Genomic DNA, 12,585 nt, shown 5'->3' with positions numbered 1-12,585 from the left:
GCTCGCAGTGTTTTGACTCACTGTCTCGTCTACCCTAGCCTGAACACCGTTCAAGTTGCCCGGCCACCTCGGCCGACCGAAGGGATTCGTGCAGTGACCCAGGCTTCCGTCGACACTTATTCACCCGCCACCGCCGGGATTCTCGAGATCGCCCGCGAGCAAGTGCTCGAGCGCGGCGAAGGACTGACCCAGGAGCAGACCCTCGAGGTGCTCCGCCTCGGCGACGACCACCTGGAAGAACTGCTGGCCCTGGCGCACGACGTGCGAATGAAGTGGTGCGGCCCCGAGGTCGAGGTCGAGGGCATCATCAGCCTCAAGACCGGCGGCTGCCCCGAGGACTGCCACTTCTGCTCGCAGTCCGGCCTGTTCCAGTCGCCGGTGCGCGCGGCCTGGCTCGACATCCCCAGCCTCGTCGAGGCCGCCAAGCAGACCGCGAAGACCGGTGCCACCGAGTTCTGCATCGTCGCCGCGGTGCGCGGCCCGGACGAGCGGCTGATGGCGCAGGTCGCGGCCGGCGTCGAGGCCATTCGCAACGAGGTCGACATCCAGGTCGCATGCTCGCTCGGCATGCTCACCCAGGACCAGGTCGATCAGCTCGCCGCGATGGGCGTGCACCGCTACAACCACAATCTGGAGACCTCGCGCTCGCACTTCCCGAACGTGGTCACCACGCACACCTGGGAAGAGCGCTGGGACACCTTGCGGATGGTCCGCGAGGCGGGCATGGAGGTCTGCTGCGGTGGCATCCTCGGCATGGGCGAAACCCTGGAGCAGCGTGCGGAATTCGCGGCCAACCTGGCCGAGCTCGAGCCCGACGAGGTGCCGCTGAACTTCCTCAACCCGCGTCCAGGCACCCCCTTCGGCGACCTCGAGGTGCTGCCCGCCGCCGACGCGCTGCGCGCCGTCGCCGCGTTCCGACTCGCGTTGCCGCGCACCATCCTTCGCTTCGCCGGCGGTCGCGAGATCACCCTCGGCGACCTCGGCGCCAAGCAGGGCATCCTCGGCGGCATCAACGCCGTCATCGTCGGCAACTACCTGACCACCCTCGGTCGGCCCGCCGAGGCGGATCTCGATCTGCTCGGCGAATTGAAGATGCCGATCAAGGCGCTCAACGAAACCCTTTAGGGAGACCCATGAGTAATGTCATGGGCATGGACGAGCGCTACAACCCGTTCACCGGCAAACGGATCGTGCCCGGCCTCGATGACGCCGTGCCCGCGGCCGCCGCGCTCGGCTTGGAGCCGCCGCGCTTCTGCGAGCACTGCGGTCGCCGGATGATCGTGCAGGTGAGCCCCGACGGCTGGTGGGCCAAGTGTTCCAGGCACGGCGTGATCGACGCGGCCAGTCTGGAACTGCGCTAGTGCAGGCGTCGCGGAGTGGCATGCGGCGCGAGGTGCGCGCCGCGGTGGTGATCGCGGTGGCTGTCATCGTGGTGAGTGCCTTGGCCGGTGCCGGGTGGGGTCTGCTCGCGCCGACCGAGCAGCTGTTCGTGGTCGAGCCGGGCCGAGGCGCGGTGTTGACCGGGGAGAGCGGGCACCAGTTCGACGCGGTGGCGATGTTCGTGTGTTTCGCCGCGGTGGTCGGCGTGCTGAGCGCGGTCGCGGCGTGGCGGTGGCGCGGCGTGCGCGGGCCGCTGCTGCAGATCGGGTTGCTGGTCGGCTCGCTGATCGGCGCGCTGGTGATGGCGCGACTCGGCGAGCAGGTCGCCGAGTGGTACCACCCGCGGCCGCACGATCCGCCGGTCGGGCAGATCGTCGAGCTGCCGACGGAGGTCGGCCCCTGGGTCGCGCTGGTCGTGCAGCCGCTGCTCGCGTCGCTGCTCGTACTGTTCTTCGCCGCGTTGAATTCGTCCGAGGATCTGGGCACGGGCGCTGCCGTCGAGGCCGGATCCTATGATCCGGCAGGCCCGTTCGGACCGTACGGTGCGGCGTACCCAGCGGGCAGCGGCCCACTCCCTTACGGTAGTTACGAACCGGCCAGGGAGGCCGGTTCCGGTTCGATGCCGGAGACTCGTCCCCACCGCTGAGGCGTTGTCCGAACCGTTGCCCGCGGGACGGCACATGCGTACCAAAAAAGCCTAGAATTGTGGGACACGCTGTGCGTTCAGAGAGGAACGAGTCGTGGCGTTCGTCGGTAGCGGGCCCATCGTCGAGGAACTCGACGCGATGTTCTGGCGAGTGGTCGATCCGCTCGTCTATCAAGGTGCTTCCGAGGAATTCGTGATACCCGCCGGGTTCCGCACCGACTTCGCCTCGGTGCCTCGGGCGCTGGTCTGGCTCGTGCCCCGCTACGGTGCCTACACCCGCGCCGCCATCCTGCACGACTACCTGCGCAGCACGCACGCGGTGAGCATCGCGGACGCCGACGGGATCTTCCGGCGCTGTCTGCGCGAACTCGGCGTCGCGGTGCCGCGGCGCTGGATGATGTGGGCGGCAGTGCGATTGGCCAGCGGCCTGACCGGCGCGAGCTTCGGCGACGTGGCCACCTGGATCCTGATCGCTGTGCCATCCGTGGTGTTCCTGGCGATCCCGGCGGTTGTCGTGCAGGTCTTCCTGGTGCTGTTCTGGTTGATAGAACTGGTCTTCTGGGGGATCAACCGGCTGTTCACCGACACTGCCACCCCGCCGCCGCAACCCCAAATGAAAACCGCCTGAGCTGGTCTCGAGGTAGCGTTTCTGGCGTGTTCACGCGGTATCCAGACGTAGTTCGTCGGTTCCATGCTGCGCGGATCTCGCTGCCTGCATTGCGGTGTCGACGGTGAAGGGCCGCCGCAACCGCGACAAGCTGGTCGTGCAGGTGCGCCGACTGATATCGACACTGCGCGTGCCGCAGCCGTGGGATCTCGCGGCCTTCCTGGAACAAGTTGCGGCGTTGCTGGGCAAGGAGATTCGGCTCGTGCCGCTGCCGACCGGCACGGCTGAGGGGCTGCCGTGTGGTTTGGTGCTCGAACGCGCCACCGACATCGTGATCGCCTACGACGCCGACAGTTCCGGCTATCACGCCGATCACATTGTGCTGCACGAGATCGGGCATCTGCTGCTCGACCACGCCGGTGGCGCCGAGGACGGAGCCTCCCGGTCGGTCGTCGAAATCCTGTTCCCCAGCATGGATCCGGACAGCGTGCTGCGGGTGCTGCACCGCAGCGACTACGACGACCTCGCCGAACGGCAGGCCGAACTGTTCGCCTCGCTGGTCATGTCCGAATCCCGGACGGACTCCGCGGGTTCGCCGTTCCGCCGGCTCATGTTCCTGGATTGAATTCTGACCGATGGTGACTTCGTCTTGGCCGACCGCGCTGTCGCTGCCGCTGGTTCTCTATACCTGGATCCTGGTCGTGGTGCGGTTCACCGGCTTTCACACATCGCTGTTGAACCGGCGGGTGAACTTGGCGCTCATAGTGCTGGCCGCCGCGTCGACCATGCGTGAACCGACGTTGCAGCGGTGGCTGGTCGAGCTGTCGGCGGGACACGTCACCGGCGCCGAGCTGTTTCAGTACGGGACGGTTCTCATGGGTACGGCGGTGGGGTTCAACATCTTGACGATCGGCGCCGCCGCCGGGCGGATGTATCGACCCGTTGTCGTCCACAGTATCGCCGTTGCCACCGCGTTGGTCGCGCTGATCTTCGGCACCGGGGCACGTAACCACGGAGTACCGATCGAGGACGAAACCGGCTGGGCGGCAATGGGTTTCTGGATGTCACTGTTACCGGTGATGGCCTGGCTCGACTACCTGATCGTCCGGCTGGGTGTCACCGAATTGCGGAAGCGGTTCGATCGCCGCGAGACGCTGGTGTACTTGGCGCTCGCGCTGGTTCCGCTGATGCACCTGATCGGCTTCGGCGCGGCGCCGGTTGCGGCGGTGTTCCTGATCCACGGTGAGCACAATGTTTTCACCGCGCTGCTGACCTTCGCCGACCGCGAGATCCTGATGTATCGGACCGCGTTCTTCGCGGTCAGTATGACCATCCCGATGGTGCTGCGGTTGGTGGAACGGCTAGGACTGGATAGTGCGTCCCGCAGTCGAAAACAACTGCTGCCGTTGTGGTCTGATCTGACCGCCGTCTGCCCCGAAATCGTCTACCGCGACTCGGTGCCCGATCTCGGCAGCCGATTCCTGCTGCACCGCACCGTGATAGAGATCCGCGACTGCCTCCGCATCCTCTCCCGATATGCCGAGGGCACCGCCTCCCATACCGGTGCCGCGCCCGCCGTCGAGACCTACGCAATCCAGCTCGCACACGCCTGCGCCGCCAGATCCGCGGGCGCCTTGGCCTCGACCGAAATGCTCGCCCTACCCTCCTCCGCCGGCGACGTCAGCGCCGAAACCGCTGAACTCACCGCCCTCGCCGCGCACTGGCAGCGGGCCCGCGCCCTCGCGAACCTGCCGGAGCGCACAGCGCAACCTGGCTGATCCGCGCGGAATAATTGGGTGGAGACGACGTTGGGGGTGGGGGTAGTTTCGGTGGGCTGACGCGGACGGCTTGTGGAAGGGAGGTCCGGCGGTGAACGAGAACAGGACGGCGGCGGATCTGCCGGTCGAGCAGGTGCGGGAGCGGGCCGATCTGGTGGCTTGGCGACGGCGGGATGCGTTGCGGCGCAGCAGTGCCGCGCAACCGGTGGCGAACAAGCGGCGGTATCGGCGGGGGAGTAAGCATCGGAAGGCGAACGTCGATTCGTGAGTCCGCGGCGGCTCAGGTCGGTGGGCGCAGGGCAGCGAATTCGTCGGTGACGCGGATGCCGGAGTCGGTGTAGCGATAGACGGCGGCCGGGCGGCCGCCCGCGCGGCCGGGGGCTCTGGTCTTGCCGGTGGGGGTGATTACCTTGCGGCGGGACAGGACTCGTTGCAGGTTTGTCGTATCCACATCGTAACCGAGTGCGGCGCAGTAGATTTCGCGCAGCGTGGACATGGTGAAATCGGCGGGGGCGAGCGCGAACGCGATATTCGTGTAGGAGAGCTTGGCGGCCAGGCGGGTGCGGGCATGGTCGACGACGGTGCCGTGGTCGAACGACATGAGTGGCAGCGCGGAGAGCGGATGCCAGGCGGTGTCGTCGGGTAGCTGCGGGTCTGCTGTGAGCGGGACCAGGCCGAGATAGGCCGAGGCGATGCGGCGCGGCGCGGGCACCCGGTCGGGGGCGCTGAAGACCGACAGCTGCTCGAGATGGGCCAGTTCGCGCACATCGACCTTCTCCGCGAGCTGGCGGCGGGCCGAGGTGTCGAGGTCCTCGTCGTCACGCAACCGGCCGCCAGGCAGCGACCAGGTGCCCTTTTGCGGGTCGAGGGCGCGCTCCCAGAGCAGCACCGCCAATTCGGTCCGCTGCCCGGGTGGGCAGCGACCGATTACCTCGTTTCCGGCGTCGGCAGGGCTGGGACCTGCGGCGATGTTCGCGGGGAAGCGGCGAACCTGGAACACCGCGGTGAGCGATTCGTGGATAGTGCTACTATGGGCCACGTTTTCGATTATAAGTCGAAAACCTGGTTTGGTGCGAATCGGCGGAGTAGCCACTCGCACGACGAAGGGAGCCATCATGGCGACGATGGGTGCGAAACTGGCGCCTCCGCTGATGGGGCAGGTGTTCGACGGGCCGTCGGGGTTCACTGGTGTCGAAGCAACCCCCGAGTGGGCGCAGGAGATCAAGCGACTGGCCCGCGAACGAAACGCGACGATCCTCGCGCATAACTATCAGTTGCCGGAGATCCAGGACGTGGCCGATCACGTCGGCGACTCGCTGGCGCTGTCCCGGATCGCCGCGGAGGCCCCGGAGGACACGATCGTGTTCTGTGGCGTGCACTTCATGGCCGAGACCGCGAAGATCCTCAGCCCCGCCAAGACCGTCCTGATTCCCGATCAGCGGGCAGGCTGCTCGCTCGCGGATTCCATCACCGCGGACGACTTACGTTCCTGGAAGGCCGAATTCCCGAACGCGGTGGTGGTGTCGTACGTGAACACCACCGCGGAAGTGAAGGCGCTCACCGACATCTGCTGCACCTCGTCCAACGCGGTCGATGTGGTCGCCTCGATCGACCAGGACCGCGAGGTGCTCTTCCTGCCGGATCAGTTCCTCGGCGCGCACGTCAAGCGGGTCACCGGCCGGGAGAACATGCACATCTGGGCCGGCGAATGCCACGTGCACGCGGGCATCAACGGCGACGAACTGACCGAGCAGGCGCGCACCCACCCGGACGCGGACCTGTTCGTGCACCCCGAATGTGGTTGCGCCACTTCGGCGTTGTACCTGGCGGGCGAGGGCGCGTTCCCGGCCGAACGGGTGCACATCCTGTCCACCGGCGGCATGATCGACGCGGCCAAGCAGGTACAGCAGCAGCGCGGACTGTCGACCCAGGTGCTGGTCGCTACCGAGATCGGCATGCTGCACCAGCTGCGAAAGGCCGCCCCCGGCATCGACTTCCAGGCCGTGAACGACCGGGCCTCGTGCAAGTACATGAAGATGATCACCCCGGCGGCGCTGCTTCGCTGCCTGGTCGAGGGTCGCGACGAGGTCCATGTCGATCTGGAAACCGCTGCGCGCGGACGTAATTCGGTGCAGCGGATGATCGAGATCGGCACGCCGGGCGGTGGTGAATGACGCCGACCGCTGCCCTGCGGGCGGTGGTCGGACGGCGGTTCCTGCAGGTTCGGCAGCACACGGTCGTCTCGGCGAAAGCCGGGACGGTCGGCCGGACCAGCGTTCTCGGCGCGGGTGATCCGCGAAAAGCACAGAGAGGCACGGGCGAATGACTCCAGTGTCGATCGATTGGGAGACCGAGGCCGATCTGGTGGTGATCGGTGGCGGCGTCGCGGGACTCACCGCGGCGCGCACCGCGTCGCTGCGCGGGCTGCGGGTGCTCACGCTCAGCAAGGGCGGAGCCACCGATACCTCGACGCAGTACGCCCAGGGTGGGATCGCAGTTGTTGCGCCGCACGGGGATTCGGTGGAGTCGCACGTGCACGACACAGTCGAGGCCGGTGCCGGGCTGTGTGACGTCGATGCCGTGCGATCGATCGTCGAGGGTGGGCAGGCGGCGGTCGCGGCGCTGACCGACCTCGGCGCGGTGTTCGATCTGGGGCGGGACGGGCAGATTTCGCGGACCCGCGAAGGCGGGCACAGCACCCGGCGGATCATCCACGCGGGTGGCGATGCCACCGGCGCGGAGGTGCAGCGCGCGTTGAATGCGGCCGGGCTGCCGGTGCTGTTCGGTGCGGCGGCCTGCGAGATCCTGACCGGTCCCGGCGGCGTGCAGGGCGTTCTCGCGGTGTCCGGCAAGGGATTCGGTGTTGTCCACGCACCGGCGGTGCTGCTGGCGACAGGTGGCCTCGGTCAGCTCTATGCGCTCAGCACCAACCCGCCGGGCGCGACCGCTGACGGTGTCGCGCTCGCGCTCTGGGCCGGTGCCGCGGTGGCGGATCTCGAGTTCGTGCAGTTCCATCCGACCGTGCTGTACACGCCGGGTGGGCTCGGACGTCGGCCGCTGATCAGCGAGGCCGTGCGCGGCGAGGGCGGCATTCTGGTGGACTCCGAAGGTGATTCGGTGACTGCCGGGGTTCATCCGCGCGGTGACTTGGCTCCGCGTGACGTGGTGTCGCGTGCCATCGCGGCTCGTATGCGTGCCCTTGGTACGGATCACGTCTACCTCGATGCGCGCGCCATTGATGGCTTCCCGCAACGGTTCCCGACGATTACCGCCTCTTGTCGTGCCGCGGGAATCGATCCACACACCGACCTGATCCCGGTTGCTCCTGCGGCGCACTATCAATGCGGCGGTGTGGTGACCGACCCGCACGGTCGCACTGCGGTCGCTGGTCTCTACGCCGCGGGCGAGGTCGCGCGCACCGGACTGCACGGCGCGAACCGCTTGGCGTCCAACAGTTTGCTCGAAGGTCTCGTCGTCGGCGAACGTGTCGGTGCGGCGGCCGCTGAGCGTCTCGGCGAGCGTGTCCGAGTGACCGACGTACCTACTCGGGTCGTCGAGCGCGCGGATCGTGATGTGCTGCAGCAACTGATGACCGACCACGCCTCGGTCGTGCGCGACCGTGCCGGGCTGGATGAGGCAATCAAGCGGATGAAAGACGCCGTGACGCAACGCGAGACGGGATCATCCGGGCCGAGGTTCGACGGCCTTGCCGAGACCGACGACCGGCCACAGGCGACTCCCGGCACCGAGATCGCCGGGCGCATAGCGGGAATCGAGGATGCGGCACTCACCCTGACGGCGCGCACCTTGCTGCTCGCCGCGTCCGCGCGCACCGAAAGTCGCGGATGCCACACCCGTTCCGACCATCCCGCCCCGGACGACCGGCTCCAGCACAGCATGCCGGTGCTCCTGGACGAAGACGGTCGCCCCCGGCTCGACCCATAAACCCCCGACCGACGCGATCGAGTGGCAAACAGCGACAAGACCCCGCCATGGTGTGCCACTCGACCTCGGTACTTACGACGAATAGATAGAGGAGTGTTCGATGGCTCTGGATAGTGGGTTGGCCAAGGATGAGGTTGTTGCTCTCATTCGGACCGCGCTCGACGAGGACCTGCGCTACGGCCCGGACATCACCACCGCGGCGACGGTGCCCGCCGACGCAGTGGTGAAGGCGTCGGTGGTGCCGCGACAGCCAGGAACGGTAGCCGGTCTCGACGTCGGATTGCTGGTGCTCGACGAGGTGATCGGCGCGGGGAACTACGAGGTCACCGAACGCGTCGCCGACGGAACCCGGGTCACCCCAGGACAATCCGTGCTAACCCTGGTCGCGCCCACCCGCGGCCTGCTCACCGCCGAACGCACCATGCTCAACCTGGTCTGCCACCTCTCCGGCATCGCCACCGCCACCGCCGCCTGGGTCGATGAGGTCGCGGGCACGAACTGCAAGATCCGGGACAGCCGCAAGACCCTGCCCGGGCTGCGCGCGCTGCAGAAGTACGCGGTCCGGGTCGGCGGCGGCGTGAACCACCGGATGGGCCTCGGCGACGCCGCGCTCATCAAGGACAACCATGTCGTCGCGGCGGGCTCGGTAGTCGAGGCGCTACGCGCCGTCCGCGCGCTGGTCCCCGACATCGCCTGCGAGGTCGAGGTCGACAGCCTCGAACAACTCGATGCCGTCCTCGCCGAGAACGTGGAACTCGTTCTGCTGGACAACTTCCCGCTGTGGCAGACCCAGGCCGCCGTGCAACGCCGCAACGCGGCAGCGCCCAACACGAAACTGGAATCCTCCGGCGGACTCAGCCTCGAGGTGGCCGCCGAGTACGCGGGCACCGGCGTCGACTACCTCTCCGTCGGCGCCCTCACCCACTCGGTCCGAGTGCTCGATTTGGGCTTGGACATGTGACGTGTCCGACTCCGGCCGGGCGGCTGCGATCCCGGCTGTTAGCCGATCATTTGCCGTGGCTGGGTAAAATACGGCGATGACTGGTGGCCGTCGTTCACTCGCGTGGTTGTTGTCGATCGTGACACTGCTGGCTGTGTCGTGGCTCGCCGCGCCTGTTGCGTCCGCTGAACCGGATTGTGCCGGGGGCGTGTCCGAGCGGACGGTCGCTGCGGTCGTCGATGGTGAACAGGCGACCGGGCGGGTGTATGAGCCGTACCGGTGCAGTCTCGGTGATCTTGCGCCGAACAGCCTGATCGTCGCGGTGCATGGTTACAGCGAGACGGCCGCGTCCTATCCCGACGTCATGTCGGGGATCGCCCGCCGGACGGGGGCGGCGGTGCTGACGTTGGATCAGCGGGCCGAGGGCAGCGTGTGGAAGCCCGGTGAGTTCAATCCGTGGGCCGGTTGGCATGACACGGTGGCCTTCACCCAGCAGTACAAGGCCGAGCATCCGTCGATCGGCAAGACCGTGCTGTGGGGGTGGAGCCAGGGCGGGCTGACCGCGGGGCTTGCGGTGGCGTACGGGCCCGCCGGGCTGTTCGACTACTGGGTGGACGCGTTCGCTCCGACGAATATCCTCGACTACTGGAATCTCTCCAGCGCGTTCTTCCCGGTGCAGAAGGGGCAGATCGAGCGCGACGCGGGCGGCTGCACGCCCCAGGTGTGCCCGCAGGCTTACGCCGACCGTTCGCTGGTCGCCATCGCGCCGAAGCTGAACGTCGAGCGCACCTTCCTGATCCACGGACTCTTCGATGTGGATGTGCCGTACCAGCATTCGGTCGATCTGAAGAACGCGCTGGCGGCGGCGGGCAAGCCGTACTCGATGTACACGGTGGTCACCGATCGTGGCCCGGACGGCAGCGTCCAACCCGGCGTGCACGACGTCGGTCAGACCTGGGACCAGGGCATCTGTGTGGTCGAGCGGGTTACCGAGGGGTTGGAGCCTTTGGACGGCGTGGCCCACGATTACGTCACCAATGTGCTCGCCGGCGTCGACACCGCGCCGCCGCCACCGCCGGGCGGTCCCTGCACCGCGTGAGTTCAGGCGGTCAGTTCGCGTTGGAGTGGAGTTCGGAAGCGGGGGATAGCGCGTACGTCACCGAACCACTCGGTGGTACGCGCGGCTTCGGCTTCGATCATCGCCACCGCGTCGGCACCCACGTCTTCCAGTAGGCGATAGACGATTTCGCCGTCGGCACGTTGCGCCCAGCCACCGACGATGCGACCGTCGCACCAAATCGTCGGTCCGACATTGCCATTGGTGTCGAACAGGGCCGGTGCGTGCGGGCCGAGGTACCAGTCGCGGGACTGCCAGCCCATCGGGGTCGGATCGAGGGCGGGCAGCAGTGCGGTCCAAGGTTCCGGTGCCGCAACGGGTTCCACGTCATCGGCGAGCAGTAGTCCGGTGGTGCCGTCCAAGTCGACCTCGACCAGATCGAGATCGGTGAGCGCTTTGCGCACTTCACCGAATCCCCAGCCGGTCCACCACTTGAGGTCGGTGATCGGCGCGGGACCGAAGGCGTGCAGCCACTGCCGGAGCAGTTCGGCGCGGGCCTGTTCGGCGGTCATCGCCGGAACGCCTTGCGGCAGCCAGGATTCGATGGGCTCCCAGGTGTATTGGCTGCTGGTCCAGCTGCCGTTCGGGCGGCCGCGGACGATCCGGCCTTCGCAGCCGAGGGTCACCAGCACCCAGGTGGTGATGTTGGTCGGCTTCGAATACGCCTTGTCCGGAGCCGTATTCACCTGCGTGCGCAGCCGGGGCACGTCCTTGCTCAGCTGGCTGCCGGTGGCCGCGCCCCTGGCCAGCAACGCGTCGTGCGTTTCGGCTTCGACCTCGCTGAGCCAGCTCTGCACGTCGCCGTCGACCGCTCCGGACTGCTCGATGTACCTGCCGTAGGTGCGACGTTGCTTGTGCGCCAACGCATCCGCGCACGACGCCTGCAGCACCGGGACCAGCTCGGTGGGCGCGACGTACATGGTCCGTCGCATCGCCAGCATGCGCAGCAGCGTCCGGTCGTCGTAGAGCGCCCGCTCCACGTCGGCCGGGGTGACGGTGTGGCTGCGGGCCCCGACGGACAGGTACACGGTCGCCGGATCGGTCGCGTGCAGCACCACCAGCGACCGGGCGATCTCGGCGACCTGATCGGTGCGGCCCGCCGCCGCGAGCCGGTGCCGCACCGCCAGCCGAGCCCGCCGCTCCGCCACATCAATCGAACGCATAGGCGAAAGCTTAGCGTTCGATGGTTCGGCTCAGATGCCGAAGTCCTGCGGGTTCAGGCGCAGGGTCTGGCAGGCCTCGCGGACGGCGGCGATCTCGGACTGGTCGAAGTTGCCGTCCGCGTTGCCGATCATGATGCCGATCCGGATCACCGCGTCGGCCTCGGTCGGCTTGCCCGCCGCCTTGCCGATCTGCTGCAGCACGTGCGCGCGGCCGAAGGCGGGATCGCTGGTCAGGCGGTTGCAGTTGTCCTCGAACAGGGCGCGCAGGTCGTCGATCGGGAAGTTCTGCAGTACCTGATCGGCGGCGATGAGGTTGGCGACCTTCATCCGCTCGGCCGGGTCGATGGTGCCGTCGGCCGCCGCGACCAGGGCGCAGATGCCCATGCTCGCGTCGCGGAAGGACCCTCCGCGCAGGTCGTTCTTCTTGGCAAGCAACTGGGCTTGCCATTTCGGCGCGTTGTCCATCAGCTTGCTGATCAAGGTCGCGTTGGACATCAGGCGGCTCAAGAAGGCCATGACCGACTCCCCGGTGCAAAGGTTCGGGCCGGCAAACCCGTGCGGCGCCCGAACTCGGATTGAATATCGGGACCGTAGCAGACCTTCGCCGATCGGTCTCGGCCGCAAACGATTCGGCGTCGGCCGCCAATGATTCGGCCGTCAGTGTTCGGGTTGCCAGTCGCGGACCAGGTTGAGCAGGCCGGGGAAGCGAGCGTCGAGATCGTCGATGCGGATCTTGCTTCGGCGCTCCAGTCCGTACCGCTGCTGCCTGGTCACGCCGGCCTCGCGCAGCACCCGGAAGTGGTGGGTGAGGGTCGATTTCGGCCGATCGATGTCGAACCAGCCGCAGGAGCGGTCGGTGTGCGGGGACTCGATCAGCAGCTTCTGAATCATGGTGAGCCGCAGTGGATCGCTGAGTGCGGCGAGCACGTGATCGAGGCGTAGGTCGGCGCGGTCCGGCTCGGGGAGTCGGGTGTCGGGGACATCGGTGACCGATGGCATCGCGGGTCTC

The 12,585-nt window shown here is 67.5% G+C and carries 16 protein-coding genes; 12 read left to right on the top strand and 4 right to left on the bottom strand.

Translation table 11 applies throughout. The annotated features are described in order from the left end of the window. Window positions 1–93 precede the first annotated feature (93 nt). From bioB to ACIBK2_RS37315, 7 genes are all read left to right on the top strand, one after another. Window positions 94–1,125 carry a biotin synthase BioB gene (gene bioB, locus ACIBK2_RS37345; RefSeq protein WP_396974513.1) on the top strand — a complete coding sequence of 344 codons (1,032 nt, stop codon included), beginning with the start codon at window positions 94–96 and terminating at the stop codon, window positions 1,123–1,125. Between the two features lie 8 nt (window positions 1,126–1,133). Further along, window positions 1,134–1,361 carry a hypothetical protein gene (locus ACIBK2_RS37340; RefSeq protein ID WP_357391300.1) on the top strand — a complete coding sequence of 76 codons (228 nt, stop codon included), beginning with the start codon at window positions 1,134–1,136 and terminating at the stop codon, window positions 1,359–1,361. A gap of 20 nt (window positions 1,362–1,381) precedes the next feature. After that, window positions 1,382–2,026: a DUF2567 domain-containing protein gene (locus ACIBK2_RS37335; protein WP_396974511.1), complete on the top strand. Its 645-nt coding sequence runs from the start codon at window positions 1,382–1,384 to the stop codon at window positions 2,024–2,026. A gap of 94 nt (window positions 2,027–2,120) precedes the next feature. Further along, window positions 2,121–2,654, top strand: a complete 534-nt coding sequence (locus tag ACIBK2_RS37330) for a DUF1353 domain-containing protein (RefSeq protein ID WP_379289319.1) — start codon at window positions 2,121–2,123, stop codon at window positions 2,652–2,654. 94 nt (window positions 2,655–2,748) lie between these two features. After that, window positions 2,749–3,258, top strand: coding sequence for a hypothetical protein (locus ACIBK2_RS37325; protein WP_396974509.1), 510 nt, complete (start codon window positions 2,749–2,751; stop codon window positions 3,256–3,258). Window positions 3,259–3,268: 10 nt separating this feature from the next. Beyond that, window positions 3,269–4,411, top strand: a complete 1,143-nt coding sequence (locus tag ACIBK2_RS37320) for an MAB_1171c family putative transporter (RefSeq protein ID WP_396974507.1) — start codon at window positions 3,269–3,271, stop codon at window positions 4,409–4,411. A 91-nt stretch (window positions 4,412–4,502) separates the two neighbouring features. Continuing rightward, window positions 4,503–4,679, top strand: coding sequence for a hypothetical protein (locus ACIBK2_RS37315; RefSeq protein WP_379289324.1), 177 nt, complete (start codon window positions 4,503–4,505; stop codon window positions 4,677–4,679). A gap of 12 nt (window positions 4,680–4,691) precedes the next feature. Here the strand turns inward: ACIBK2_RS37315 and ACIBK2_RS37310 are convergent, their stop codons facing one another. Continuing rightward, window positions 4,692–5,450 carry an NUDIX domain-containing protein gene (locus ACIBK2_RS37310; RefSeq protein WP_396974505.1) on the bottom strand — a complete coding sequence of 253 codons (759 nt, stop codon included), beginning with the start codon at window positions 5,448–5,450 and terminating at the stop codon, window positions 4,692–4,694. Window positions 5,451–5,526: 76 nt separating this feature from the next. Here ACIBK2_RS37310 and nadA point away from each other — a divergent pair, with 76 nt between their 5' ends. From nadA to ACIBK2_RS37285, 5 genes are all read left to right on the top strand, one after another. Then, the gene (nadA, locus tag ACIBK2_RS37305) at window positions 5,527–6,585 is read left to right on the top strand and encodes a quinolinate synthase NadA (RefSeq protein WP_396974503.1); all 1,059 of its coding nucleotides are present in this window, start codon (window positions 5,527–5,529) and stop codon (window positions 6,583–6,585) included. Next, complete coding sequence (locus tag ACIBK2_RS37300) at window positions 6,582–6,737, top strand: hypothetical protein (protein WP_396974501.1); 156 nt, start codon at window positions 6,582–6,584, stop codon at window positions 6,735–6,737. The genes nadA and ACIBK2_RS37300 overlap by 4 nt, the downstream gene beginning before the upstream one ends. Continuing rightward, a complete protein-coding gene (locus ACIBK2_RS37295) occupies window positions 6,734–8,356 on the top strand; it encodes an L-aspartate oxidase (protein WP_396974500.1) in 1,623 nt (540 codons plus the stop codon). Before ACIBK2_RS37300 ends, ACIBK2_RS37295 begins: the two co-directional genes overlap by 4 nt. Window positions 8,357–8,456: 100 nt before the next feature. After that, window positions 8,457–9,317 (top strand): carboxylating nicotinate-nucleotide diphosphorylase, encoded by an 861-nt coding sequence (gene nadC / locus ACIBK2_RS37290; protein WP_396974498.1) that lies wholly within the window; start codon window positions 8,457–8,459, stop codon window positions 9,315–9,317. Between the two features lie 76 nt (window positions 9,318–9,393). Continuing rightward, a complete protein-coding gene (locus ACIBK2_RS37285; RefSeq protein WP_396974496.1) occupies window positions 9,394–10,395 on the top strand; it encodes an alpha/beta hydrolase family protein in 1,002 nt (333 codons plus the stop codon). Between the two features lie 2 nt (window positions 10,396–10,397). Here the strand turns inward: ACIBK2_RS37285 and ACIBK2_RS37280 are convergent, their stop codons facing one another. The 3 genes from ACIBK2_RS37280 to ACIBK2_RS37270 all read right to left on the bottom strand — a co-directional run bounded on the left by ACIBK2_RS37280 (window position 10,398) and on the right by ACIBK2_RS37270 (window position 12,575). Then, the gene (locus ACIBK2_RS37280; protein ID WP_396974494.1) at window positions 10,398–11,576 is read right to left on the bottom strand and encodes a winged helix DNA-binding domain-containing protein; all 1,179 of its coding nucleotides are present in this window, start codon (window positions 11,574–11,576) and stop codon (window positions 10,398–10,400) included. 30 nt (window positions 11,577–11,606) lie between these two features. After that, on the bottom strand, window positions 11,607–12,041 hold the full coding sequence (locus ACIBK2_RS37275; RefSeq protein ID WP_379289506.1) for a tellurite resistance TerB family protein: 435 nt from the start codon (window positions 12,039–12,041) through the stop codon (window positions 11,607–11,609). A gap of 192 nt (window positions 12,042–12,233) precedes the next feature. Continuing rightward, a complete protein-coding gene (locus ACIBK2_RS37270; protein ID WP_379289336.1) occupies window positions 12,234–12,575 on the bottom strand; it encodes an ArsR/SmtB family transcription factor in 342 nt (113 codons plus the stop codon). Window positions 12,576–12,585 lie beyond the last annotated feature (10 nt).

The sequence above is a fragment of the Nocardia sp. NPDC050175 genome, from assembly GCF_044459885.1.
Taxonomy (GTDB): Bacteria; Actinomycetota; Actinomycetes; order Mycobacteriales; family Mycobacteriaceae; genus Nocardia.
Note: the sequence above shows the minus strand (reverse complement) of the source record. Positions and strands in the feature narration are given on the sequence as shown.

Coding starts and splice junctions, on each gene's coding strand:
- nadA (WP_396974503.1), top strand. CDS start 5,527: ATGGCGACGATGGGTGCGAAACTGGCGCCTCCGCTGATGGGGCAGGTG.
- ACIBK2_RS37280 (WP_396974494.1), bottom strand. CDS start 11,576: ATGCGTTCGATTGATGTGGCGGAGCGGCGGGCTCGGCTGGCGGTGCGG.
- ACIBK2_RS37340 (WP_357391300.1), top strand. CDS start 1,134: ATGAGTAATGTCATGGGCATGGACGAGCGCTACAACCCGTTCACCGGC.
- nadC (WP_396974498.1), top strand. CDS start 8,457: ATGGCTCTGGATAGTGGGTTGGCCAAGGATGAGGTTGTTGCTCTCATT.
- ACIBK2_RS37320 (WP_396974507.1), top strand. CDS start 3,269: ATGGTGACTTCGTCTTGGCCGACCGCGCTGTCGCTGCCGCTGGTTCTC.
- ACIBK2_RS37300 (WP_396974501.1), top strand. CDS start 6,582: ATGACGCCGACCGCTGCCCTGCGGGCGGTGGTCGGACGGCGGTTCCTG.
- ACIBK2_RS37335 (WP_396974511.1), top strand. CDS start 1,382: ATGCGGCGCGAGGTGCGCGCCGCGGTGGTGATCGCGGTGGCTGTCATC.
- ACIBK2_RS37285 (WP_396974496.1), top strand. CDS start 9,394: ATGACTGGTGGCCGTCGTTCACTCGCGTGGTTGTTGTCGATCGTGACA.
- ACIBK2_RS37295 (WP_396974500.1), top strand. CDS start 6,734: ATGACTCCAGTGTCGATCGATTGGGAGACCGAGGCCGATCTGGTGGTG.
- ACIBK2_RS37275 (WP_379289506.1), bottom strand. CDS start 12,041: ATGGACAACGCGCCGAAATGGCAAGCCCAGTTGCTTGCCAAGAAGAAC.
- ACIBK2_RS37270 (WP_379289336.1), bottom strand. CDS start 12,575: ATGCCATCGGTCACCGATGTCCCCGACACCCGACTCCCCGAGCCGGAC.